Below are 25,618 nucleotides of genomic sequence, written 5' to 3'. Positions count from 1 at the left end.
ATATATTTATGAAAAATATTATTGATGAAAAAAATATTAACACTATTTATTTTATGCTCTACTTTTTCTTTTGGACAGTATATTAAAAAAGCAACTTTAGTTTTATCAGACGGAAAAAAAATGGAAGTTGAAGATGTTTTTTATGGAGATAAAGTTTATGAATATAAACTTAAAATGAATAAGTCTTCTAATCAAGCAATAATAAAAGAAGATGTTTCTGAAATTATTTTTGATTCTATTGATTTTATTAATAAAGTGGATCAAAATACTTATACCGAAATAAAGGATAAATATTATGAAAATGATTTACCTGAAGGTATTTATGAAACAATTGATGATTTTTATAAAAAAATTCCGTCCTCAACAAAAAAGATTGTTGGAAGAGAAGAAGGTCAAAAATATTATGATAACCCAAAAGACTTAATGGCTTTTAAATATGTTGGAAGTGATGATATTTTAAGAAATACTTTTGCAGTTGTTTACAAAGGAAATCTTTACTTAAGCATAAAAGCATCTAATAAAAACGAAGCGAAGGAAATGAAAGGTGGTTTTATGATAGATTATTCAAAAAACTATTTCTTAAAAGTAAAGTTTGCAAATTCGGATTATTTTTACAGCGAAATATCTGCTATTCCTTCAGGTGAAGCAATTACAAAAATGGCTGTAGGAAGTTATTATGGAGCACCTTATAGGTTAAAATATATTTTGTATCCTTTTATTTTATTAAATAATGAACAAAAATTTTATGCTGTAAAAAACTGTAAGAGATTTAACGAATATTTTGAAAATAAATTGAATAAAAGGATTCCTTGTGAAAAGGATAATGATTTTTTAGATGATGTAAGAAAACTAATGATTTTACAAGAATAAATAATTATAATAAATCAAAATCCATCTGATTTGCTTAATCATAGAGTTTAGATAGATAAAAAAATATCAATAATGCTAAAACCACTTCACAACGAAGTGGTTTTTCTATTTAATCAAAAAATCATCAACTCAAAACTTAATGATTTATTTTCCAATTTGTCCGTATCTTTGCGCAAACACAACAAAACAATGCAAATTTTAGACGGTATTAAACTGGCAAAAGAGATCAAACAAGAGATCAAGGAGCTGGTGCAGAATTACAAGGACCAAGGAGTTCGTGTACCACATTTGGGTGCAATTTTAGTAGGAAGTAATGGTGCTTCTCAAACCTATGTTGACAATAAAATCAAGGATTGTCATTTTGTAGGTTTTGAGTCATCAGAATTACGTTTGCCTGATACAATTTCTCAAGAAGATTTGATTGCTGAAATTGAAAAATGGAACAATGATGATACATTGGACGGGTTTATCGTGCAATTGCCATTACCAAAACACATCGATCAAGAAGCGGTTATCAATGCAATTGATCCTAAAAAAGATGTAGATGGTTTTCATCCGATGAATTTTGGGAAAATGGCGTTAGAAATGGAAACATTTTTACCTGCTACACCTTACGGAATTATGGAAATGTTAGAGCGTTATAACATTGATACAGCTGGTAAACATACAGTTGTGATTGGTCGTTCTCGCATCGTTGGTCGCCCAATGAGTATTTTGATGAGTAAAAACGGAAATCCTGGAAACAGTACAGTTACATTAACTCATTCGAAAACTCAAAATTTAGAACAATTTACAAAAGAAGCTGATATTGTGATCACTGCATTAGGTGTTCCAGGTTTCTTAAAAGCTGATATGGTAAAAGATGGAGCGGTTATCGTTGACGTAGGAATTACACGCGTTGATGACGAAACTAATCCACGAGGATTTAGATTAGCTGGTGATGTAGATTTTGATAATGTAAAAGAAAAAGCATCATGGATAACGCCAGTTCCAGGAGGAGTTGGACCTATGACACGCGCTATGTTATTAAAAAACACATTGTTGGCATACAACAACAAAAAATAAAATTATGATACACATTGCATCAACAACTGCAGAAGAACAACAATTGATACAAGAAGGGAAATTATTGCCTGTTATGGAGCATTTTTACACAATTCAAGGTGAAGGAATGTACACAGGTGTGGCTTCTTATTTTATTCGATTAGGAGGTTGTGATGTAGGTTGCCATTGGTGCGATGTAAAAGATAGTTGGGATGCTGAAAAGCATCCCTTAACTAATGTTGATGAATTGGTGGATTTGGCAACTTCTCAAGCCAAAACAATCATTATTACAGGAGGAGAACCTTTGATGTGGGATTTGACTTATTTGACAAAAAAACTACACGAAAAAGGTGCAAGAATCCATATTGAAACTTCGGGTGCTTATCCGTTGAGTGGAGAAATTGATTGGGTTTGTCTTTCTCCTAAAAAATTAATGTTGCCGTTAGACGAAGTTTGCGAAGCTGCAAATGAATTGAAATGTATTGTGTTCAATAATCACGATTTTCAGTTTGCTGAAGAACAAGCTGCTCGTGTTGGAAAAGATTGTACACTTTTCTTACAAACAGAATGGAGCAAACGCGACAAAAATCTTCCATTGATTGTGGAATATGTAAAAGAAAATCCGAAATGGCGTTATTCTTTACAAACACACAAATATTTGGATATTCCTTAGATATTTATCTGTTTAAAATCAGTTCTATTTAGACTGAGTAAACTTTTTTAAGTTACTGGATTTCATTATTTTTATATCAAACAAAAAATTGAAATAATGAAAAAAATAGTTTTGATGAGTTTCGCGGCAATTTTGATGATGAGCTGCGGAGGTTCTAAGAAAGATGAAACAACTCAACCAGAAATAGATTATAGTACAGCTCCATCAGAAGATGCTGAAACTTCTACAGCTACGCCTGCTACAAACAACCATATTGTTTTGAAAGCGAGTGATGATATGCGTTACGATAAAACTGAATTTACAGTAAAAGCTGGCGAAGAAGTAACTTTAATCTTGATGAATGCTGGTGAAATGTCAAAAGAAGCAATGGGACATAATTTCATTTTATTAAAGCCAGGTTCTGATGCTTCTGCTTTTGCAAATACAGCAGCTTCTGCTAAAGCGACAGATTATATTCCGACCGAGTTACAATCAGAAATTATTGCGCATACAAAATTGTTAGGTGGTAAAGAAAATGATCAAATCAAATTTACTTTAGAAGAAGGTACATACGATTTCTTATGTTCTTTCCCAGGACATTTTGCAACAATGAATGGAAAAATAAAAGCAGTTAAATAACAATAAAAAATGCGAGAAGTTTTTCTCGCATTTTTTTATGAATAGATTGAATGATTATTTCCAATAATTCCAAACTTTACCATCAAAAATGGCAACAGTTTTACTTGCTGTATCGTAACAAATCATTCCAGGATATGGACTTTTTACATTAATTTCAGGTTGATTAACCTTAGGTAAAATCATCGCATCTTTATCCGATTCTAAAACTAAAACTCCTTTTGCAGTCGTTGTTTCAGCTCCAATAATTACACCATCACCTACTTCATCAGAAGAATTTGTTAATAAAGCTGTTTTCTCTCCAACATCACTTAACTCAACCCAAACACCATTCTCATACATTTTCACTTTAGAATCTGTTAAGTCAAAAGCGAAAGTTCCACCATTATTCGTTGCATCCAAACCTGTAGGTACAGTAGTAACAGCTGGTAAAATAATTCCGTTTGTTGTTGACTCTTCGAAATCTAAAATTGTGTTATTTCCATCTACAGTACTTTTACCAACCGCAACTTGTGCAAAAGAAATTGATGCAAAACCGCATAAAATAGCAGCGTATATTATATTTTTCATTTTTAATAATCTTTATTCGTTACAACTTTTTTCGATACAATGCCAAATCGTTCCGTTGTATAATTTGACACATTTTTCGGTTGTATCATACACAATCATTCCTTCTTTTGTATCTACAATTTTAGCTACATCAGCAGTTCTTGTAATGACAAAACCTTTTGTCGAAGATTCTAATGCTAAAAATCCATTTGGAATTGCAGTTGGCCAATTCGCTAATTTTGTTGACATGGTAGAAACTCCAACATTGGTAAAAGAAGTTGCTGTTGTTGTATTTGGTGCTTTTGTACAAATTGTTCCGGGAGTTGGAGTTGTACCTCCTCCTGTTACCGTAATTGTAACAGTTGCTTTATTAGAATTATTTCCACTTGTATCTGTAAAATAATATTGAATTGGAGTCGGAGCATCTGTAAAACCAGCCTCTGGTGTAAATGTTAGTTTCTTTGTTGACGAATCTACCGTCCAAGTTCCTTCGCCTATAACGACTAAAGAATTTGTACCCATTGCTAAAGGATTAAAAGGATCAATTAATAAAATTGTATTTACATCACTTTTCGTAATAATTGTTCCAGCAAGATCAGTATCATTTTCTAAAATATCAAATGATGTAGTAGTTCCCGCGTTCATTGTATAATTATCAGAAATAGCAGTAGGATTTCCTACATAAGTTACAATAACTTTAGCTCTATTGGTTTCTGCTGTCGCCGATCCTGGTTGATAATCATAATCACCTGGAACTACTTCTGGATAAGTTTTATCTAAAATAGAATATGTAATTGGTGTAGGATTTCCTTTGAAAGTTCCAATTGGTGTAAAAGTTAAGATACCAGAAGAATAGCTCCATTTCCCTTCTCCAGCAACTGTATATTCTGTTAGCCCCTTAATCCCGAAAAGTCTAAATTCAACAGATGCGGCTGTAGCTTTTGTTCCATCATATAACAAATCGTTATCAAGAATAGAAATACTCACAGCAGAGCCAACTGTATTATTTAATTTAGAATCATCTTCTGCTTTTGGTTCTGATAATGGCTCATCTTTAATGTCTACAATTGTTCCACCTGGGTTTGTTGTACCTAAATCCTCGAAAATTATATTATCTATTACTAAATCATTTTTTATAGAACCTCCGTTAGCATTAGCAAGAGCTATCTGCAACTTCAAAATAGAAGTTGCATCATCTGAAAGCTTAAATGTTGTAGAAAACTCATTCCATTTTCCAGTTGTTGATGCATTTATTGTACTTTGAGCCAATAGTGTATTTCCGGATGAGCTGTAAATTTGACTATATAAAATTACACCTTCGCTAACAGAATATAGTTTGAAACTTAACTTATAGTAATGTCCTTTTATTAAAGATTGATCAACTTGTCTTTTATAATATGTTGACAACACTTGTCCTGCATTAACAACAAAAGCAGCCCCATTTGTATTACCGTCAGCATCTACACCTTCTTTAATAAAATTTTCCCAAGTCCAATCTTTTATTCCATTAAAATCGTCTCCGATATTAATTGGATTAACAACTGCATAATATCCATTTTCTATTACACGCGCCATTACATCTTCTTTGTATTTATATGGATCCCAACCACCTGATGCTTCGTCTGTTAGTGGATTATCAACAGTATTTGGATCAGCAAATATAAAATATCCTACACCCGATGGTGTATAAGGAGAGCGTACTCTCGTTGTACTTTTCCCAAAATCTTCTTTGAAGATAACAGTTTGCGCGTTCAAATTGCATGTTATCATCACTACAATTGCGCTTATTATTTTTCTTAAATTGTTCATTTATAACTATATTATTAAAACTAATACAGTAGATTTAGTTGATGGTTTGTTTTTAGTGAACAAAAATGGAGGCGGACGAGTTAAAATGTTATCGATTACATTTATTCGAATATGAATAAAAGAATTATTAATCGAAAGTAAATTATTAGCAATATCAGACAGATTTATTTTAAAAATCGAATTTGTCCTCGTTACTTTTTGATGATATTTATAAAAATTTTCTTTTAAAACTATTTTCCCCGAGCTATCAGGAAGATTACAACCAGATAAAATTTTTATTTTAGATGAGAAAATAGCTGTTTTTGGTTTGTAGACTTGTTCTTTGTGTTGCTTATTCTCTTTTTTTACGACTAAAACCTTTTTGAGTTTTTTAGGTTTAGTAATCGTCTTTTTTTCGACAGTGGTTTTGTTTATGGTTTTATCTACTGTTATTTTTTCTAATAAATTCGTTTCCGTATTCTTAGATATAAAAATGAGTATTTGACCACTTTCGACTATTGTATCTTTTTGGTAACCAAAAAGAATAGTAGAAAACATCAAAAAAAATAGAAGTCCTATATTTCTATATCTGAGAAAATAATTCATTAAATTATTAAAAATAACTAGAGATAGTAGGAAGAGAAGTGGGTAAAGCCTAAAGCTATACGAAAGTAAAGTATTTATATATATTATCTCGTTTAAAAACTCTTATATAAAACTGTTTTTAATCATTAAAAATAAAAACTAATAAACATAGATTAAACATTTATTTTATATGTCAAATATAGTTTTGGCACAAATATTGAATTATATTAATCGTATAAGATTTAGTAGAGTAAATTTTGTCCTCATGTGTTAATTTTAAGCCTGTTTCTCAACAGGCTTTTTTATTTTACAACAATTTACTATTCAAATATTTAACACTTATTTCAAATATTTTTATCCTATAATTTCATAACTTGTTAGTCACAATCAAAAAATACTTTATTATGGGAAAGAATGTAGCACATCAAATTGTAGAATTACTAGAAAAAGCGAATATAAAACGTGTTTATGCAGTAACTGGTGATAGTCTCAATTTTTTTAATATTGCAGTTAAACAAAGTGACAAAATTGATTGGGTTCATGTAAGACATGAAGAAGCTGGAGCAATAGCTGCTACTGCCGAATCAGAATTGAATGGGATTGGATGTTGCGCTGGAAGCTCTGGTCCTGGTCATGTACATTTGATCAACGGAGTTTATGAAGCGCATAAATCAAGAACTCCTTTAGTTGTAATTGCCTCTACTCTACCTACAATAGAATTTGGTACAGATTATTTTCAGGAAACGAATACTATTAAACTTTTTGATGATTGTAGTTGTTATAATCAAATTATTACTCGAGCAGAACAAGTTCCTAGAATGGTACAAACAGCTATACAACATGCTATTTCAAAAAAAGATGTTGCAATTATTGGACTTCCAGGAGATATTGCAGAAATGGAAGCCGTTGAAAGTAATTATACCTCGAATTTCTATTTCAATCAACCTATTATTACTCCAAATAAAACTGAATTAAGAGAAGCTGCTTCTATTATAAATGATGCTAATAATATTACCTTATTCTGTGGAATTGGCGCATCTCAAGCAAATGAAGAAGTTATAAAACTTTCTCGTCATTTACATGCTCCAGTTGGATATTCATTCAAAGGGAAAATGAGTATTCAACCCAATAATCCAAATGAAATAGGAATGACAGGATTACTTGGTCAACCATCTGCTTATCATGCTATGCACAAAGCAGATTTAATTATTTTGATTGGGACCGATTTTCCTTATAAAGATTTTATTCCAACAGATAAAAAAATCATTCAAATTGATTCAGACGGCTCTAAACTTGGACGAAGAGCTAAAATTGATTTAGGATTAGTCGGAAATGCAAAAGAAACAATTAACGAATTAATTGAGTTATTAGAACCTAAGCAAGACAGAGATTTTTTGGATAGTCAATTAGAAATGTACAAGAAAGTTCTTGAAAGCAAAATGACATTTGTTCATGAAAAAGGAAAAGAAAATGCCATTCAACCCGAATATGCAGCTTATTTGTTAGATGAGTTAGCTACAAAAGATGCCATTTTTACAGTTGATACAGGAATGTGTTGTGTTTGGGGAGCACGTTATATAACGGGTACGGGGGAACGGAAAATGTTAGGATCTTTTAATCATGGTTCTATGGCAAATGCAATGCCTCAAGCGATTGGTGCACAAATGGCATATCCTGACAGGCAAATTATTGCTATGTGTGGTGATGGTGGAATCTCGATGTTATTAGGAGATTTAGCAACCATCAAACAATATAATCTACCTGTTAAACTAATTATTTTTAATAATAGAACATTAGGAATGGTCAAATTGGAAATGGAAGTTGCTGGCTTACCTGACAATGAAACAGATATGGAAAATCCTGACTTTACTTTGATTGGAAAAGCAATGGGAATAGAAAGCGAATCGGTTAAAAATCCTGATGATTTACCTGATGCAATCGGAAGAGCTTTTGCGCATAATGGACCGTATTTATTAAATGTATTTACAAATCCAAACGCTTTAGCAATGCCTCCAAAAGTAGATCTTGATCAAATGATTGGAATGACAAAATCTATGGCAAAACTAATGTTAGGTGGAAAAATGGATGAGGTAATGGAAACGATTAAATCCAATTATAAACATTTAAAAGATTTATAATGAATCAATCATCATCTATCACACAATCAAGTAAAAAACTTTTCATCATTGCATGGGTTTTAGGCTTAATCTTCTATTTCATTGATTACGCAACTCGTTCTGCGCCTTCATTAATGATCACAGATTTGGCTCAGAATTACAACATTTCTAAAGAAAATTTAGTTTCTCTTATTGGAACATATTATTACACTTATTCGATATTCGCTTTAATTGCTGGAATATGTTTAGACAAATTTGGTGCAAGATATTCGATGTTTGCAGGGTGTTTTATACTCGGAATAGGATGCATTTTATTTATCGCTTCCTCCCAATTCGCTGGAACAACAGGCAGATTATTACAAGGAGCGGGTAGCGCATTTGCTTTTCCTGGCTGTGTCTATTTAGCAACCAAAGGATTCTCTTCAAAATCTTTAGCAACAGCAATAGGCTTCTCTCAATGTATAGGAATGCTTGGTGGAGCGGCAGGACAATTTGTAGTTGCGCCATTATTAGAAAATGGTTTTGGATATAAAACATTTTGGATAATTGCTGGAGTTTTATGTATAATTCCAGCTGTAGCAATGCTATTCATAACTCCAAAATCGTCTGAAGAAGAGATCGAAAAAAGTAAACAAACCTCTTTTATTGAACCTTTCAAAATTATTTTCAGCAATCCTAATTCATGGTTAACTGGTATTATTTCGGGATTATTATTTATACCGACAACTATTTTTGCCATGACTTGGGCTGTTCCTTTTTTCAAATTAGACTTAGGTTTTGATGCTCCCAATGCTGCTATGACTGCTGCTATGGCGTCACTAGGCTGGGTAGTTGGATGTCCATTAATGGGTTATATAACGGATAAAATAGGAAAAAGAAAACCTGTTATTCTTTTTGGTTGTATCGGAATGATCCTGATGTTTTTACAACTCATTTATCTTCCAGATTTAATTCCAATAAAAGTTACATTTTTCGTTTTTGGGCTTTTCTCTGGAGTCGCAATGATCCCATATTCGGTTATCAAAGAAGCTAATCCAGATTATGTAAAGGGCTCTGCTACTGGAGTTCAAAACTTTTTGACGTTTGGTGTAACTTCTCTAGTAAATCCTGTTTTTGCTAAATTATATGGAAACGAAATTGTAAATGTTACGGATAAAACTGGGCATTATCATCAAGCAATTTGGTTTTGGATCATCGGAATATTTATCGCCGTTATTCTAACTTTATTATTAAAAGAAACTGGTCACAAAAATTCATAAAAAAATCCGCTCATTGAGCGGATTTTTTGTTTCTATATTGATTAATTATTTTCTCCAATATTTATAAGCATTGATTAATCCATTTGTAGAAGCATCATGAGAAGTAACTTGCTCATCATTTTCTAACTCTGGTAAAATCACATTTGCTAATTGTTTTCCTAACTCTACTCCCCATTGATCAAAAGAAAAAATATTCCAAATAACTCCTTGCACAAAAATTTTGTGTTCGTACATCGCAATTAAATTTCCTAAAACTTTTGGAGTCAACACTTCATATAAAATTGAGTTTGTAGGACGATTTCCTTCAAAAATTTTGAAAGCAGTTAAGAAATCAATTTCTTCTTTCGATTTCCCTGCTTTTTCTAATTCAGCAACAACCGTTTCTTCATCTTTTCCAAAAGCTAAAGCTTCTGTTTGAGCAAAAAAGTTTGATAATAATTTTGCATGATGGTCGCCTAAAACATTCAACGAATTAGCTCCTGCAATAAAATCGGCTGGAATTAATTTTGTTCCTTGATGGATTAATTGATAAAAAGCGTGTTGTCCATTTGTTCCAGGTTCTCCCCAAATAATTGGTCCAGTTTCATAATCCACTTTTTTTCCATCTCGACCAACATATTTGCCATTCGATTCCATATCTCCTTGTTGAAAATATGCTGCAAAGCGCGATAAATACTGCTCATAAGGCAACAAAGCAACCGAATCTGCACCAAAGAAATTGTTGTACCAAATTCCTAAAAGCGCTAAAACAACTGGTATATTTTGATCTAAAGTTTCTGTTTTGAAATGCACGTCCATTTCATGCGCTCCCTCTAACAATTCTTCGAAATTATCGAAACCAACTGCCAAAGCAATGCTCAAACCAATCGCACTCCACAATGAATAACGACCGCCAACCCAATCCCAAAACTGAAACATATTTGCCGTATCAATTCCGAAATTTGCAACGCCTTCTGCATTGGTTGATAACGCTACAAAATGTTTCGCTACATCAGCTTCTTGCGCATCAGAATTCAAAAACCATTCTTTTGCAGAAAAAGCATTTGTCATTGTTTCTTGCGTCGTAAAAGTTTTTGAAGCAACTATAAATAAAGTTGTTTCTGGATTTATTGCTTTAAAAGTTTCTGCTAGATGAGTTCCATCAATATTCGAAACAAAATGAATATTCAAACGAGTTTTATAATGTTTCAACGCTTCCGTCACCATCACAGGTCCAAGGTCAGAACCTCCAATTCCAATGTTGACAACGTCTGTAATTTCTTTTCCTGAAAAACCTTTCCATTCACCCGAAATTACTTTTTCCGAAAAAGATTTCATCTGATCTAACACCTCATTAATTTGAGGCATCACATCTTTTCCGTCAACCAAAACTTCTTCATTAGAGCGATTACGTAAAGCTGTATGCAAAACAGCTCGTTTTTCTGTCACGTTGATGACATCTCCTTCAAACATTTGCTGAATTGCCGTATCAACATCCATTTCTTTCGCCAAATCAACCAAAAGTTGAATCGTTTCTGCATTAATTCTATTTTTTGAATAATCTACTAATAATGAAGGATATTGAATTGAAAATTTTTCAAAACGATTTGCATTTTGAGCAAATAATTCTTTGATTGATGTATGCTGAATCGTTTGAAAATGTTGTTCTAAAGCATTCCAAGCCTTTGTAGTTGTTGGATTGATTGTATTTAAAGCCATAATATTTTTAGTATTCTTTCCTTAACAAATTTAATCATTTCAACTTCATCTCAAAATCAATGTTGTCACGATAACGTTGTAGGAAACAAAAATTTAAGAAATAATTATCAATCTTCTCATGTAACCTTTTTAAAAACAATTCGTCTTATAACCAAAACAATAAAATATGCGCAACTATTTTTTTATATTAATCGTAACAATTTGTACAATTCTTCAAGCTCAAATTAAATTAAAAGGAAGTGTAAAAGACAGTAATAATTTGCCAATTTCATATTGTTCGATTGGAATAAAAAATTCAGAAGTTGGAGCAATTACAGATGAAAATGGTAACTTTTCTATCGAAATTCCAGAAAATCTATCTAAAAGTCAATTAATTTTTGATGCATTAGGTTATGATGAAATTTCAAAATCTATAGAAGAAGTTCAACAGAATTCAATTATAATCTTGAATGAAAAATCAATTTCATTGTCAGAAGTTACGCTTAAAACAGAAAAAATGAAAGAGAAAATTATTGGTCAAAAAACTCGTCCAATGCTTACTTTTTCTAAAATGTTTAATCAAAATGTACCAACAATTGAACAAGGAAATATTTTTGAAATTTACCCAAATACAAAACTAAATGCATTTAATTTTCATATTATTCCAAGTTCCAAATATGAAGAAATCACGTTAAAAGTTAATATTTACGTTGTTAAAAATGGTTTGCCAACAGAATCGCTTTTAGATGAAAATATTATTTATAAAACATCTACAACTGGATGGCAAAAAATTGATTTAACACCATATAAATTTCGATTCAAAAATGTGGATAAAATAGCTGTGACACTACAATTAGTTGATTATAAAAAGCTTGCTCAAGAAGATTTTGTTTTTGGTGTTTCTGCTAAAAAATCTTTAGCAAAAGACTTGTTGTTTAGATATCAAAGTCAAGGTAATTGGGAAGCTTCTGCAGGGGTTTTTATAGCTAACTTAGATATTTTATATTCAAAAGATAAATTGACTATAAATGAGGAAAAGCCTGAAGAAATTGATGCAAAAACGAAAGAATTAATTTCATATTATCAACATAAAGAGAGTGCTAAAAAGTCGATTTATGGAAAAAATAAGTCAGGAAAATATATTGATATAAATGATGCGAAAATTTATTATGAAGAATATGGACAAGGTGAGCCTTTGATATTTCTACATGGAAATAATGGAAGTATAGAAGATTTTTATCAACAAATTCCATTTTTTGCCAAGCATTATCGAGTAATTGTTGTTGATACGCGTGGGCAAGGAAGAAGTACCGATTTGACAAATACTCCATACACTTACGAAGAATTTGCAAACGATTTATTTCAAGTCATTCAAAAACTTAATCTAAAGAAAGTCAATCTTGTTGGTTGGAGTGATGGTGGAAATACAGCTTTAATTTTTAACGTTCAACATTCTGAATTAGTTAATAAAATTATAATAATTGGTGCTGTTCTTAACCCAAATGGAGTAAGCAAAGAACTGATTGAGAATTTGAAAAGTTTAGCAAATAAACCTTCCGAAAACGCGAATTTACGCTTAATCGAATTGATGTTAAATGAACCAAATATTACGAAATCTGAACTAAATAAAATTCAGAATCCTGTATTGGTTATTGCTGGTGAAAAAGATGAAGTAAAAGAGATTCATACAAAAGAAATTCAACAAAATATTTCAAAAGCAGAGTTATTGATTATTCCAAATTCGACACATTATGTTCCTTTCGAACAGCCAAAAATATTAAATGAAGCTATTTTGAAGTTTTTGAAAAAATAGGAACATAGGTTTAGTTTTCATTTTCTCCATATCTTTACTCCACTAAACCAAATCAATGAAATACATCACAGGTTTTTTTGTCCTTATTTGGCGCATTTGGATGATATTTTTAGCTGCAATTTATGTCCTAACAATAGGCGTTTTTATCGTACTACCTTTGGCAAGTTTCGAAAAAACATTCCCATATATTTATCCGTTAATTAGATATTGGGGCAAATTTGTGTTGTATGGAACGGGATTCAGAATAGATTACAAAAAACTTGTCCCCCTCGATCCAAAAGAAAATTATGTTTTTATAGCCAATCATACTTCGATTATGGATATTATGTTGATGTTGACGATTCTAAAACATCATCCAATCGTGTTTGTTGGTAAGGCAGAGTTACTCAAAATCCCTATCTTTGGACGAATATTCGAGCGAATTTGTATTCCTGTCGACCGAAAAAGTGCACGAAGCAAAGCGCATGTTTATCCCGAAGCAAAGAAAAAATTAGACAAAAATCTGAGTATTTTTATTTTTCCTGAAGGAGGCGTAACAAACGACAAAGAATTCAAGATTTATTTGGATCCTTTCAAAGATGGAGCATTTAACATTGCGATAGAAACACAAACACCTTTGGCTGTTTTGGCGATTCATGGATTGAATAAAATGTTTCCGTTTAATTGGTTTCGAGGATATCCAGGAAAAATAAAAGTCCGATTATTAGCGACTTTCGAAACGAAAGATTTGAATGTAAAAAACGATAAAGTTGCTTTGAAAGAAGCTGCTTTCAACATGATTTTAAAAGATTTAGAACAATGAAAAATTTAGTTTATATCGCATTAGGAACGGCTTTAACGGCGGTTAGTTGCAATAAACAAATCACTTCTACCACAGAAACTGAAGCAAAAGACAATCAAACTTTTGCTGATTTAGATAAAGCTCGCATCAAACATTTGAGTTTGGATATCGAAACTGATTTCGATACGCATCAAATCAAAGGTTCGGCAGCTTATACATTCGAAAGTAATCAAGCAAAACAATTGATTTTAGATACAGAAAAACTAACAATTGATTCAGTTTTATTAGCGAATGGACAAAAAACAACATACAAATTAGGCGAAAAAGATTCAATCAAAGGTCAAGCCTTAATCATTGATGTTACGCCAAATGATACAATTGTAAAAGTTTTCTACAAAACTTCGCCTGATGCAAATGCTTTACAATGGTTAAATCCTCAACAAACACACGATAAAAAACATCCGTTTTTATTGTCTCAAGGACAAGCGATTTTAACGCGTTCTTGGATTCCGATTCAGGATACACCAAGTGTTCGCGTAACATATGATGCGAAAGTAAAAACACCAAAAGACTTATTGCCTTTGATGAGTGCAATCAATCCGAAAGAAAAAAATGCAGAAGGAATTTATACCTTCAAAATGCCACAACCAATTGCGCCTTATTTGATTGCTTTGGCTGTTGGTGATGTGCAGTATCAACCAATCGACAACAGAACTGGCGTTTACGCAGAACCTGGTTTGTTGAAAGCTGCCGCTTGGGAATTTGCTGATATGGGAAAAATGGTAACAGCTGCCGAAAAATTGTACGGAAAATATCCGTGGGAACAATTTGATGTCTTGGTTTTACCGCCTTCGTTTCCTTTTGGAGGAATGGAAAATCCACGTTTAACATTTGCTACGCCAACTGCGATTGTAGGTGATCGTTCGATGACGAATTTGATTGCACACGAATTGGCTCATTCTTGGTCTGGAAATTTAGTAACGAATTCTACGTGGGATGATTTCTGGGTAAATGAAGGATTTACAGTTTATTTCGAGCGTCGAATCATGGAAGAACTAGAAGGAAAAGATTATGCGGATATGATTTCGGTAATCGGTTTTCAAGATTTGGAGACGTCGATGAAAAATATTCCAGAAAAATATACTTCATTAAAAGTGAACATGAAAGGTGCAAATCCTGATGATGCTTTTTCTGATGTTCCATACGATAAAGGTTATTTATTTTTGAAAATGTTAGAAGATAAATATGGTCGTGAAAAGTTTGATAAATTTTTGAATCAATATTTTTCTTCGCATGCATTCCAAACAATGACGACAGAAAAATTTGTGGATTATTTAAAAGCTAATTTGACAAATGGAGATGATTCATTTGTTCAAGAATGGATTTATAACACAGGTTGGCCAAAAGATTTCAAAAAACCAACGTCTAAATTATTTGATTTAGCAGAAGCGCAATTACAGCAAGATATTACAAACAGACGAAATAAAGTTGCACCGAAAAAAGTGGCGATTTCTACGAAATCCACTAACGAATGGGTTCATTTTATTCGTCAAATTGATATAACTAAAAATACGAAAGAAGATTTAGCTTATTTGGATGCTATTTATGATTTTACGAATTCTAAAAATCCAGAAATAGAAACAGCTTGGTACGAAAAAGCATTTTTAATGCATTACGATAAAGTCAACACAAATGCGAAAGAATTCTTGGTAAATGTTGGTCGTCGTAAATTTTTAGAGCCTTTATATTTAGCTTTAAAAGAATCTAATCAATTGGATTTAGCGAAGAATATTTACAAAGATGCACGTCCAAATTATCATTTTGTTGCGCGTCAAACAATTGACACAATGTTAAACTACAAACCATAAAACATGGCGATTGTAGCATATACAGACGGTTCGTCGTTGGGAAATCCTGGTCCAGGAGGATTTGGTTGTATTTTGTTGGAAACCGAGAAAAAAGTCAAAAAAGAAATTTCTCAAGGTTTTCGATTAACAACGAATAATCGAATGGAATTGTTGGCAGTCATTACGGCTTTGGAAACGCTAAAGTTTACCAACACGGAGATTACCATTGTGACGGATTCTAAATATGTGGTAGATGCTGTGGAAAAACGTTGGGTTTTTGGTTGGGTGCAAAAGAATTTCAAAGGAAAGAAGAATGCTGATTTGTGGAAAAGATTTTTAGAGGTTTATAAAATTCATCGCGTAAAATTTCAATGGATAAAAGGTCATGCTGGACATCATTGGAACGAAGAAGCTGATAAATTGGCGGTTGCGGCAGCAAATAAACCAGAAAATTTTAAGATAGATTCTTACTTCGAAATTCATCAAAACGAAGAATAATTTTCTACTTTTGTGAGGCAGAGAGAAAAATGAAAATGAAGACGTTGTGGAGATTTCTCCTACTAATTTTAATTACAATTTACAGTTGTTCGCCTAAAAAAGAAAAAGGTGAACTTGTCTACTTTAGTGGACGAATCGCAAATGCGCAAACAGATAGCATTTATCTATTATTGAATAATCGTGAAAAAGCTTTTGCTTTAGATTTTGATGGAAACTTTTCGGATACTCTTCAGTTAGTTGACGAAGGCTACAAAACACTTTCTATCGAGCGCGAAGAGTTTACAATTTATTTGATTCCAGGTGATAGTTTGATTCTAAATACAGATTTAAAACATTTGGAGAATAATTTCAAATTCTCTGGAATAGGAAAAAATCGAAACAATTATTTGGTTGACAAAAGTTTTAAAACGGATAAATTCTTAACTGAACATACCGAATTATTTAAACTTGCTCCGACAGATTTCAAAAATCAAATCAAAAAGTTTCATCAAAAAGTTTTCGAAAATTTAGAAAAATTAGAAGTTAATTCTTCGTTCATCAAAACAGAAAAAACGAATTTAAATTACGATTTTATCAATTTGTTGTACATATACAAGGATTCGTACACTTACTACAATCCTGCTTCACAACAATTACCCGTTAATTTTTTGACAGAATTAGACGAAATTGATTTAGATAATGACGAGGATTATAGAACGTATCAGAGTTACCGCAATATTGTCTTAACAAACTTACAAGAAAAATTATATCAAGGTCTTTCTGCGGATGCTTTATTGGAAAACATCAAAAGTCAATCGATAAAAAATGGATTTATTAATTCATTAATTTATGAACTTGATCCAAAAGATCCGAATAGCAACGGAATTTATCAAGCAATACAAAAACATTGCAATTATCAACCTTGGTTGGACGAGGCTGCAAAAAGAATGAAAAAGTTTGGTTGATAACTTTAAAAAATGCTTTCAGAATCTGAAAGCATTTTTTAAACATTTTTTATTTAATTGAGACACAGAAGTATACTTGTTAGTTGTGTTTTTTAACTTTTTTACAAGCAACCTTTTTAAGAAATTTGCATCTATATTGTAGAATTAGTAATGAAATTGAAAATGTCTAAACCGAAAAGAATTCACAAAACTTACAAAAAGTCTATATTTAGTAAAATGAAAGTAAAACCAATAAACTTATTGCTTTTTATGGCAATCGTTTGTTTTATTTTTGTCGTATTTTTCTTAAAATAATTACAATTAAGTTCTTTCAAAGAAAAAGAAATAATTCTTCATCGCGTTCGTTTTAAAGTATATTTGTAAGAATCAAATTACACTATTAAGATATGAACGTTTATAAGCTTTTAAAATTAAATTGGTTAATTAAAAATCATCGGATAAAATTTTTAGGAATGTATCTTTTGCATAAAACAAATCAAAGATATATTGCTGTCAATTTTGATCCTGTGATGGCTTGTAATTTACGTTGCAAAATGTGTTATTTTACAGATGAAAATTATGTAAAGAAAACTAAAGGTATTTTTCCAAAAGAAGATTTATCAATTTTAGCTGATAAAATGTTTGGCAGAGCTCTTAAACTGCAAATTGGTTGCGGTACAGAACCTACTTTGTATAAAGATCTAGCGCAAATTGTTTCGTTAGGAAAAGCACATAAGGTTCCTTATATATCGCTTACAACGAATGCAAATTTGTTAACCAAAGAAAAGGTAAAAGAACTTGTGGATAATGGATTGAATGAATTCACTATTTCGTTGCATGGTGTACATCAAGAAGCTTACGAAAACTTTATGGGAAAAGCTTCTTTCGATAAATTTCACGAAGCTTTACAAGCAATTTATGAAGAAAAGAAAAATAATCCGAATCTTATTTTAAGAATCAATTATACGTTCAATAAAGATAATTTCTTGGAATTGATGGATTTCTTTGCGATGTATGGACAATATGAACCAAATATTCTCCAAATTCGTCCAATGAAAAGTATGGGTGATACCGAATATCAAGATACGGATATTTCGAGCCTGAAAGATAGCTATGATGCGGTTTTAAAGGAAATTAAAACTGAATCAAAAAATAGAGAAATGACTTTATTAGCAACTTCAACTTACGATGAATTAGTAAACGCAACAAACGTAGAAAGTTTAGTTTATAATTATACCTATTGTTACATACGACCTGGTTATACATGGAAAGATGAGTTTGATTATAAAAAGGATACTTTTAATGATTTCTCTAAAAAAATAGGTCTATCAAAAGAACTTTTGAGAAATGCTTTTTCGAGTAAAAAACAGATGGATAAACTCAAAACAAAAACTTCTTTAAATTATAATATTATCGAGTAAGATCTTAACTTCGTATCAAACTACGAAGAAATGACAAAATCTGAAGCTAGAAAATATTATCGAACATTGAGAAAATCTTTCACTAAAGAAGAAGTGAATGACTTGAGTGAGCAAATTTTTGAACACATCAAACAATTAGATTTTTCTACAGATCAGACTTTTCATATTTTCTTACCTATCGAAAAAAACAACGAAATCAATACTTTTCCAATTATAAGTTGGCTATTTCAGCAGCAAAAAGAGGTTATTTTGCCTTTGGTTGTTGGCGATGATATGATCAATTGTAAAGTAGAAAAAGGTTTCGAAACGGTATTAAATTCACTTCAAATTCCAGAACCTATTCAGTATTCGGAAATTGATTCTAAAGCGATTGATGTTATTTTTATTCCAATGTTTGTTGCCGATAAAAAAGGAAATCGTGTAGGTTACGGTGGCGGATATTATGATAAATTTTTGGCAAGATGTAGACCTGATTCAAAAAAAATAGGTCTAACTTATTTTAGACCTATCGAATATATTGAAGACGCTTATTTCGGCGATTTTCCTCTTGATTTTTGTATTACTCCAGATGGAATTGAATCTTTCTGAATCGAGTCTTGTTTTTCACTTAACGTTCTAAAATAGAATTTAAACTCTCGTTGAAATTTGATCGGCTCTTGTTTTAGCACAAATACACCAACATGATTATTGGTTTCGATTAACTTTTTATCCGAATTGAAATAATTAATTGTATACGCAATTCGCTTGATAGAATCGGGTGTAATCGAATCTTTTGGTAAAATTGCAAATTTAGAAACCGATGTATAGGTTACTTTTTTCGCACGAAGATTTCTTAATAACGAAAATATTTCAGTCGTATCTTTTTTAGGAAAATAAGACAACAATTGATCTCTCAACAAGCTATCAACAACCGTATCATTGGTATTAGAAGCCAACGCCGAAAGCTCGAAAAACTCGCGCAATTTCTGTTTTGCAATAAAATTTACAGCTTCTACAGAATCCATCTTACTACTTACAGTCGATGCTTCGTTTTTGTAACCTTTTATCGCTTCTGGGTTGTAATCTCCTTTATATTTATCGTCTTTGCACGAAAATATAATCCAAACACTCATCAGCAATATCATGCTAAACTGAACTATTTTACTTATCGTTCTCATCTTGTTGGATTTTAAATTTTAATTTCACAATTTTTCCATTTTTCCTTTCCGATTCGATCAAAGAAAAATTCTTTAACGACGTCGTAGGCATTGTAACTAAATTGATATATTGTTGTTTCGAAAGAATCTCTACACCAAAAAAATCATTGTCATACACTTGATAAATCAACGCATCATCCGCAATCATTTGATTTAGCTTAGAAATTCGTTGTTTCAAATCTTTTGCTGAATTCGAATAATAATACAGCATAATTTTATAATCATCTGGCTCTAACAAAAGCTTTTCTGGCTGATTATATTGATGCAAATTAACCTTAAACGTATCTTGTTTATAGTAAGGCGAACTCACAAACATCTTGATCGTATCTCTTTGCGATTCAAATTTGATACAACCTGTTTTGGTCGATAAATAAAGTGGCGTAAAACCATCTCTAATAATTGTAACCTCAACAGAATTGGTAATTGCAGCTTGTCTGTCCGAGTCTACAAAACAAAATTCGTACTCGCGCTGACCAAAAATTGAATAATAAATAGTTGCGCCAATTCCGCTAAACAAAACAACTGCAGCTGCTATTATTGAAATCAATTTTAGCTTGGGTTTTGTTTTAACAGGTTCCTCTTTTGCAGGAATTATTTCTTTTTCTGTTGATGGTTTAACTTCTGCTGAAATCTCTATTTCAGATTCTTCTGGAGTTATATGTTCTGATGAAAAACCTTCGTTTTCTCTTGCTTCAATCGTCGATTCTTCAGCTTTATTTGGGCCAAAATGTTCTATTTTTTGAACATTAAGAAAGTGCGCCCAATTTTTAAATCCACAATATTGCGCCAAAAGATTGAGCATATCAATACGCGGAAGCTTCTTAAAATCTGACTTAAAATACGTATAAAACCACTTTTCGCTAACGGTAGATCTGGTTTTATTGAATAAATCGTCTTGGAAAGATGTAATTTCTTGCCCCTTCCAATCGGAGATATTATCGGATTGAGCAGAATTTTCTTCTAAAAATCGATTTGAAATCGTTTTTTTCAGAATTTCGAAAATTTCTATATCTGTAAATTTGCTCAAAAAATAAAATTTATAAATTTGGTTTTCAGTATTTTGTAAAATAATTTCGATTTTACAAATTGTCTTTTAATACAACTACAAATAAAATAATTTTTTTGATATGTTGAGTTGTATTTCTTTATTAATGCGTTGTTAAATGATTTCTTTTGTTGTAAAACATTTGTTGAATATTTGATGATTGGATTACAATCATCTTACAACTATTTTGCTTCGAAAAACTTTGATATCCGCTTAACTTTGGTTCAACAAAATGATTGAAAAATCAACAAAAACAAAAAATCAATTAAACATTAAAAAATTAAAGTTATGAAAAAATTAGCATTAAACGTAATCGTATTAGGAGTAATCGGAACTGCATTTGGTTTAACATCTTGTAATTTATTTGGATCGAAAGAAACAAAAACTGAAACAGAAGTAAAAAATGACACAATTACAACAATCGAAGATTCTGTAAAAATTGATTCTGTAGGAAAAGATTCTGTTGTCATCAAAGATTCGGCAGTTGTAAAAGAAACTCCTGTAAAAGTTGAAACAACGACGACTACAACAACAGAGAAAAAATAATTTGTAGAATAGATTAAACAAAAAAAATCAAATGAAAAAATTAGCGTTATTCGCTTTTGCAGCGATTTCTTTCACAGCAATTTCTTGTAAACAAGAAGCAAAAAGTATTGGAGAACCAACAACAGTTGCTGAGGATTCTGTAAATGTTGATAAAGCAGAAATTCCTGCGGCAGATTCTGTAGAAGGAGTTACGGTAGATTCTTCGAAAACTGTAAATCCAGCAGAAACAACAAAAGATTCTGTTGCGAAATAGAACTTGAAAACTCAATAAAAAATCCGCTTTATGAGCGGATTTTTTTGTTTCTGTATCTAAGATTAAGATTCTTTCAATGATTTGATATCAATCACAAAACGATATTTTACATCTGATTTCATCATTCGATCGTATGCTGTATTAATGTTTTGAATATCGATCATTTCTACATCAGACACAATATTGTGTTCTCCACAAAAATCTAACATCTCTTGTGTTTCCTTGATTCCTCCAATTAAAGATCCTGCCAAATTACGACGTTTCATAATCAATAAACCTCCGTGAATAGCATCTAAAGGCTCGATAGCGCCCACCATACACATTGTTTTATCTAATTTTAATAATTGTAAATATGGATTAACATCGTGTTTCACAGGAATTGTATTCAATAAAAAATCGAATGAATTTGCATGCGCTTTCATTTGCGTTGCATCTTTCGAAATTAAAACCTCATCAGCTCCAAGTTTTTTTGCATCTTCACCTTTAGACTCAGAAGTTGTAATCATTACCACATGTGCACCCATTGCTTTTGCAAATTTAACACCCATATGTCCCAAACCTCCAAGACCGATTACACCAACTTTATCTCCCGCTTTTACATTCCAATGACGCAAAGGAGACCAAGTTGTAATTCCCGCACACAACAATGGCGCAGCAGCTTTTACATCGATATTCTCAGGTACGTGAAGCACAAAATCTTCTTCTACTACAATGTTTTCTGAATAACCACCGTAAGTGATTCCGCCATGTTTTGAGTTTTTCGAATTATACGTTCCTGTAAAACCATTTTCACAATACTGCTCCAAACCTCCGTCGCAAGAATGACAATGTTGACAAGACTCGACCATACAACCTACTCCAACTAAATCTCCAACTTTAAATTTTGTCACTTCAGAACCAACTTCTTTTACTCGACCAATGATTTCATGTCCAGGAACAACCGGATAATTTGGTTTTCCCCAATCTCCTTTCGCTGTATGAATATCGCTGTGGCAAACCCCACAATACTCGATATCGATAAAAATATCTTTCGCATGTAAATGTCTACGTTCTATTGTGTGTGGCGCTAATGGATCAGTTTCATTGAACGCTGCATATGTTTTTGTACTCATTTTATATTTATTAAAGATTATTTAATATTTCTCTTTGTTTATCTATAGAATAATCTGCCTTACAATCTAAATTAAACTCTGAATTATATTTCGTCACATAACTACTTAAATCAGAACATTTCGATAGTATTTCAAATTCTTTATTTTTTGTATCAAAAATAATTCCTTTATAATCATTTGTATTAAAAGTTATAATTCCTTCTTTCACAAGATTGATATAATTTTCTGAATAACCTTCTGGAGCGTCCTTCGTATCTAAAACAGTCGAAGCAATTGCTCCAGCAATTCCAAACATCATTAAATAGCCATTATTTTGTTGTGATTTTGGCAGTTCCATGTACAAATGATGATCTGATCCGGCTTTTACTCTAACATAAGCAAAGTTTGGAATCTCTTTCGCTAACAAGATTTTTTTATCTTTTGCAATCTTTTTTATCTCTTTTACATTAAAATAAACATCTCCATTTCGTACAATTGCAAAATAATCTCGTTGTTGAAATTCAGGAAATTTTCCTTTTGTATCATAAAAATTAACCAAATCTGCCGATTGTTCAAACAAATCCGCATAAAGATTTGGTTTCATTTCAAATGCTTTACTTTCTACATTCTTGGAAACAAAATCGTCTTTTGTCACATAAACTCCATCAGGATAACTAAAAGAATCTTTGCTAAACACACCTTTTATTTCAGGAATATTTTTAGACAAATTTTCAGAATCATAAACCAAATCGAAATCTTTTACTCTAACTACCGCGAAAGTATTTTTTGATAAATCTGTTTTGAATTGTAATCCTTTTCCATCATTAATGTATTTTACATCGCTTATTTCAAAAGAATTATTTGTGCTTTTAGAAGTTATTTTCGCTTTCGATATATATTGCCCAAAAGCAAAAGTAGAACATAAGGCAAGTAGAGTAAATATTTTTTTCATTCGATTATATTTTGGATAAAATTAAAAAATCCACCTGAATAATTATACTCTAAATAAAATCTAAAGAAGAATATTTAGCATTATTGATATTTTTTCTGCGCTTCTTTCAAGTAATTAAAAACTTGCGTTGTTTTCATTTTTTTGGAATTCGTATTAAAAATAAACATGCCAGTTTCGACATTGAAATAATAATCTTTTTCTCCATTTTTCAATTGAAACCATTCCAATAAACCATTTGTAAGATTAACACCAATCCAATTGATTTGTGAAGTTTTGAGGTCGAAAATAAAATTATCATTCGGATTATTTGTGGTGATATAATGTATTTTGTCGTCCAAAACATATAAAACACCACTTCCTTGAAACGCTTTCATTTTAAAGAATTTTGATTGTTGATTTCCAAAGTTATAACGCAAAACTGCTTTGAACTCTGCATTTGGAGGAACTTGTGCTAACAAAGCATTTTGTTTCTTTTCGCGCGATTTACTTGCCCAAAAAGCAATTCCAAAAATTAAGGCAAATGGTAAAAAACAACAAAGTAATGATGATAGTAATGAGAGAATATTATCCATAGTAGATTGATTTAGGTTGTGTTAAGATAATAATATTATTTCACTTTATCCAAAAATGAGGAAATAGTTTGTTTCCATTCTTGCCCAAATCTATTCAAATAATTTTCATGACCAGCTTGAGGAAACGTTTTAAGAATTTTAGAGTTGGATTGAATATTTTGAAATATTTGTTGTGTTTCTTGATTTGTCACATTTTTATCTTTTTCGCCATATAGCAGCAAAATAGGTTGTTTTATAGATTTTGCATAATCTTCGGGATTGTGATCAAAAGCCCAAAAATTATTAATCGTTCCTCCCCAAAAGGTCAATAAATTAGACATAGGAAATGTTGGAATATTCATGTTTTTGAAACGATTATCAACCGTTTTTTTCATGGTACCAAAAGGACATTCAATAATTATAGAGGAAGGATTTGCGTCTTTTTGAGCAACAGCTCGCATTATTGCGGAAGCGCCCATTGAATTTCCATATAAAATAACGTTCTTATGATTTTTTAATGCAAAATTATAAACTCTTTTCACGTTTTCGGCTTCAAAAAATCCGATGGTTGTTTGATAACCTTCAGAATTTCCACTTCCCATAAAATCAGTCAATATTGTTGAATATCCCAACTCATTAAAATAATTAGCATTTTCTAAAAGCGATGTTTTTTCTGACGAATATCCATGAAAAAGAAGTACAATTCCTTTTTCGTTTTCAACTTTTTTTATCCAAATTTCAAGCTCAACATTACTTTTTAATCGCTCTACTTTATATTCTTTTGGAACAGCTAAATTGGATGAAGGTTTAGGATTTTCAACACCTAAGAAAACCATTTTAACTTTTTCGAAGGTTGTTAAATCATTTGGAGATTTTCTTTTGAACGATTGATCTGCTTCAATAAAATGAGTGAATTTATATGCATGAAAAATGGCAATAATATTCATCATTAGAAAAATGAAAACAAATGTTGAAATCAATATTTTTTTTAATTTTTTCAATAGAAGGTTTTAATCAAAAATAAAAAAAGCCAACACAACAATCAAATTATTGGTTAGCTTTTAATTATTTTTTAGAGACCTTGTCAAGGTTCAAAACCTTGACAAGGTCTTACAAATTACTCATTTTTTCTTCCACAACTTTTCGTTCTTGCGCAATCAAATTATCTTCTTCTGTCGGAAATTGAAAAATTCCAGAATTGATGCTTTCAATGCGTTTCAAGACTTCGTAAGATGCTTTTGCTTTTACAATATCTTCTCGATTTAGATAAATACGAATCGCTTTCATAAACGTCAAAATATTTTTCTTTTTCAATTCATCTGCCAACAAAAACTGATCGCGTTCTTCGTTTGCTTCCAATAAAGTCGACAAATTATTGTCATCAATTTTGTAATACGATTGTAACATTTGATTGAAAATAATCAAAAAACCTTCATCAGCATTTCCGACTTCTAACGAAATAATTCGTGCTAATGTTTTGTTTAATTCTTGAATATATTTTGAAATAAAATCTTGTTTAATCAT

The 25,618-nt window shown here is 31.3% G+C and carries 26 protein-coding genes; 15 read left to right on the top strand and 11 right to left on the bottom strand.

Annotated elements, in window-relative coordinates:
* Nucleotides 1–24: 24 nt before the first annotated feature.
* The 4 genes from HXZ74_RS03945 (at nt 25) to HXZ74_RS03930 (ending at nt 3,205) form a co-directional block, all read left to right on the top strand.
* Nucleotides 25–870, top strand: a complete 846-nt coding sequence (locus HXZ74_RS03945) for a hypothetical protein (protein ID WP_286473927.1) — start codon at nt 25–27, stop codon at nt 868–870.
* 189 nt (nt 871–1,059) lie between these two features.
* Nucleotides 1,060–1,935 carry a bifunctional 5,10-methylenetetrahydrofolate dehydrogenase/5,10-methenyltetrahydrofolate cyclohydrolase gene (locus HXZ74_RS03940; protein WP_038336522.1) on the top strand — a complete coding sequence of 292 codons (876 nt, stop codon included), beginning with the start codon at nt 1,060–1,062 and terminating at the stop codon, nt 1,933–1,935.
* Between the two features lie 4 nt (nt 1,936–1,939).
* Nucleotides 1,940–2,587 (top strand): 7-carboxy-7-deazaguanine synthase QueE, encoded by a 648-nt coding sequence (locus tag HXZ74_RS03935; protein ID WP_052217917.1) that lies wholly within the window; start codon nt 1,940–1,942, stop codon nt 2,585–2,587.
* A 96-nt stretch (nt 2,588–2,683) separates the two neighbouring features.
* Nucleotides 2,684–3,205: a plastocyanin/azurin family copper-binding protein gene (locus tag HXZ74_RS03930; RefSeq protein ID WP_114998433.1), complete on the top strand. Its 522-nt coding sequence runs from the start codon at nt 2,684–2,686 to the stop codon at nt 3,203–3,205.
* Nucleotides 3,206–3,259: 54 nt separating this feature from the next.
* Here HXZ74_RS03930 and HXZ74_RS03925 read toward each other — a convergent pair whose 3' ends face one another.
* The 3 genes from HXZ74_RS03925 to HXZ74_RS03915 are packed head-to-tail and all read right to left on the bottom strand — an operon-like array spanning nt 3,260 to nt 6,097.
* Nucleotides 3,260–3,772, bottom strand: a complete 513-nt coding sequence (locus tag HXZ74_RS03925) for a phage tail-like protein (RefSeq protein WP_114998431.1) — start codon at nt 3,770–3,772, stop codon at nt 3,260–3,262.
* Nucleotides 3,773–3,784: 12 nt separating this feature from the next.
* The gene (locus HXZ74_RS03920) at nt 3,785–5,560 is read right to left on the bottom strand and encodes a phage tail-like protein (protein ID WP_114998429.1); all 1,776 of its coding nucleotides are present in this window, start codon (nt 5,558–5,560) and stop codon (nt 3,785–3,787) included.
* Between the two features lie 6 nt (nt 5,561–5,566).
* On the bottom strand, nt 5,567–6,097 hold the full coding sequence (locus tag HXZ74_RS03915; protein WP_114998427.1) for a hypothetical protein: 531 nt from the start codon (nt 6,095–6,097) through the stop codon (nt 5,567–5,569).
* Nucleotides 6,098–6,528: 431 nt separating this feature from the next.
* Between HXZ74_RS03915 and HXZ74_RS03910 the strand changes: the two genes are divergently transcribed.
* Both HXZ74_RS03910 and HXZ74_RS03905 read left to right on the top strand, forming a co-directional pair.
* Nucleotides 6,529–8,262 (top strand): thiamine pyrophosphate-dependent enzyme, encoded by a 1,734-nt coding sequence (locus HXZ74_RS03910; RefSeq protein WP_280045875.1) that lies wholly within the window; start codon nt 6,529–6,531, stop codon nt 8,260–8,262.
* A complete protein-coding gene (locus tag HXZ74_RS03905) occupies nt 8,262–9,500 on the top strand; it encodes an MFS transporter (RefSeq protein WP_286473926.1) in 1,239 nt (412 codons plus the stop codon). The genes HXZ74_RS03910 and HXZ74_RS03905 overlap by 1 nt, the downstream gene beginning before the upstream one ends.
* 45 nt (nt 9,501–9,545) lie before the next feature.
* On the opposite strand, the gene pgi is transcribed toward HXZ74_RS03905, so the two are convergent.
* Nucleotides 9,546–11,198 (bottom strand): glucose-6-phosphate isomerase, encoded by a 1,653-nt coding sequence (pgi, locus tag HXZ74_RS03900; protein WP_280062223.1) that lies wholly within the window; start codon nt 11,196–11,198, stop codon nt 9,546–9,548.
* Between the two features lie 166 nt (nt 11,199–11,364).
* On the opposite strand from pgi, the gene HXZ74_RS03895 reads away from it, so the two are divergent.
* From HXZ74_RS03895 to HXZ74_RS03865, 7 genes are all read left to right on the top strand, one after another.
* On the top strand, nt 11,365–12,990 hold the full coding sequence (locus HXZ74_RS03895) for an alpha/beta fold hydrolase (protein WP_286473925.1): 1,626 nt from the start codon (nt 11,365–11,367) through the stop codon (nt 12,988–12,990).
* 55 nt (nt 12,991–13,045) lie between these two features.
* On the top strand, nt 13,046–13,792 hold the full coding sequence (locus tag HXZ74_RS03890) for a lysophospholipid acyltransferase family protein (RefSeq protein ID WP_286473922.1): 747 nt from the start codon (nt 13,046–13,048) through the stop codon (nt 13,790–13,792).
* On the top strand, nt 13,789–15,639 hold the full coding sequence (locus HXZ74_RS03885) for a M1 family metallopeptidase (RefSeq protein WP_286473920.1): 1,851 nt from the start codon (nt 13,789–13,791) through the stop codon (nt 15,637–15,639). The genes HXZ74_RS03890 and HXZ74_RS03885 overlap by 4 nt, the downstream gene beginning before the upstream one ends.
* 3 nt (nt 15,640–15,642) lie before the next feature.
* Nucleotides 15,643–16,116: a ribonuclease HI gene (rnhA, locus tag HXZ74_RS03880; protein WP_038336544.1), complete on the top strand. Its 474-nt coding sequence runs from the start codon at nt 15,643–15,645 to the stop codon at nt 16,114–16,116.
* A gap of 29 nt (nt 16,117–16,145) precedes the next feature.
* Entirely contained in the window at nt 16,146–17,060 is a 915-nt protein-coding gene (locus HXZ74_RS03875; protein ID WP_286473919.1) for a hypothetical protein, read from the top strand.
* A 386-nt stretch (nt 17,061–17,446) separates the two neighbouring features.
* Entirely contained in the window at nt 17,447–18,460 is a 1,014-nt protein-coding gene (locus HXZ74_RS03870) for a radical SAM protein (RefSeq protein ID WP_286473918.1), read from the top strand.
* A gap of 30 nt (nt 18,461–18,490) precedes the next feature.
* Complete coding sequence (locus tag HXZ74_RS03865; RefSeq protein ID WP_286473916.1) at nt 18,491–19,048, top strand: 5-formyltetrahydrofolate cyclo-ligase; 558 nt, start codon at nt 18,491–18,493, stop codon at nt 19,046–19,048.
* Here HXZ74_RS03865 and HXZ74_RS03860 read toward each other — a convergent pair.
* Nucleotides 18,988–19,617, bottom strand: a complete 630-nt coding sequence (locus tag HXZ74_RS03860) for a hypothetical protein (protein WP_286473915.1) — start codon at nt 19,615–19,617, stop codon at nt 18,988–18,990. The genes HXZ74_RS03865 and HXZ74_RS03860 overlap by 61 nt on opposite strands.
* A complete protein-coding gene (locus tag HXZ74_RS03855; RefSeq protein ID WP_286473914.1) occupies nt 19,601–20,683 on the bottom strand; it encodes a hypothetical protein in 1,083 nt (360 codons plus the stop codon). The genes HXZ74_RS03860 and HXZ74_RS03855 overlap by 17 nt, the downstream gene beginning before the upstream one ends.
* Before the next feature lie 306 nt (nt 20,684–20,989).
* Here HXZ74_RS03855 and HXZ74_RS03850 point away from each other — a divergent pair, with 306 nt between their 5' ends.
* Complete coding sequence (locus HXZ74_RS03850; RefSeq protein WP_038336554.1) at nt 20,990–21,247, top strand: hypothetical protein; 258 nt, start codon at nt 20,990–20,992, stop codon at nt 21,245–21,247.
* 31 nt (nt 21,248–21,278) lie between these two features.
* Complete coding sequence (locus HXZ74_RS03845) at nt 21,279–21,500, top strand: hypothetical protein (protein WP_038336556.1); 222 nt, start codon at nt 21,279–21,281, stop codon at nt 21,498–21,500.
* Between the two features lie 62 nt (nt 21,501–21,562).
* Here HXZ74_RS03845 and HXZ74_RS03840 read toward each other — a convergent pair whose 3' ends face one another.
* The 5 genes from HXZ74_RS03840 to HXZ74_RS03820 form a co-directional block, all read right to left on the bottom strand.
* Complete coding sequence (locus HXZ74_RS03840) at nt 21,563–22,612, bottom strand: NAD(P)-dependent alcohol dehydrogenase (RefSeq protein WP_114998407.1); 1,050 nt, start codon at nt 22,610–22,612, stop codon at nt 21,563–21,565.
* Between the two features lie 10 nt (nt 22,613–22,622).
* A complete protein-coding gene (locus HXZ74_RS03835; protein ID WP_038336559.1) occupies nt 22,623–23,543 on the bottom strand; it encodes a hypothetical protein in 921 nt (306 codons plus the stop codon).
* An 80-nt stretch (nt 23,544–23,623) separates the two neighbouring features.
* Entirely contained in the window at nt 23,624–24,115 is a 492-nt protein-coding gene (locus HXZ74_RS03830; RefSeq protein WP_280035190.1) for a hypothetical protein, read from the bottom strand.
* A 35-nt stretch (nt 24,116–24,150) separates the two neighbouring features.
* On the bottom strand, nt 24,151–25,095 hold the full coding sequence (locus tag HXZ74_RS03825) for an alpha/beta hydrolase (protein WP_084106943.1): 945 nt from the start codon (nt 25,093–25,095) through the stop codon (nt 24,151–24,153).
* Between the two features lie 109 nt (nt 25,096–25,204).
* Complete coding sequence (locus HXZ74_RS03820) at nt 25,205–25,618, bottom strand: hypothetical protein (RefSeq protein WP_125349195.1); 414 nt, start codon at nt 25,616–25,618, stop codon at nt 25,205–25,207.

The sequence above is a fragment of the Empedobacter sp. R750 genome (assembly GCF_030324345.1).
Lineage (GTDB): Bacteria > Bacteroidota > Bacteroidia > Flavobacteriales > Weeksellaceae > Empedobacter > Empedobacter falsenii_C.
The sequence above is the reverse complement of the archived record's forward strand: the minus strand, read 5'-3'. Positions and strand labels throughout refer to the sequence as shown.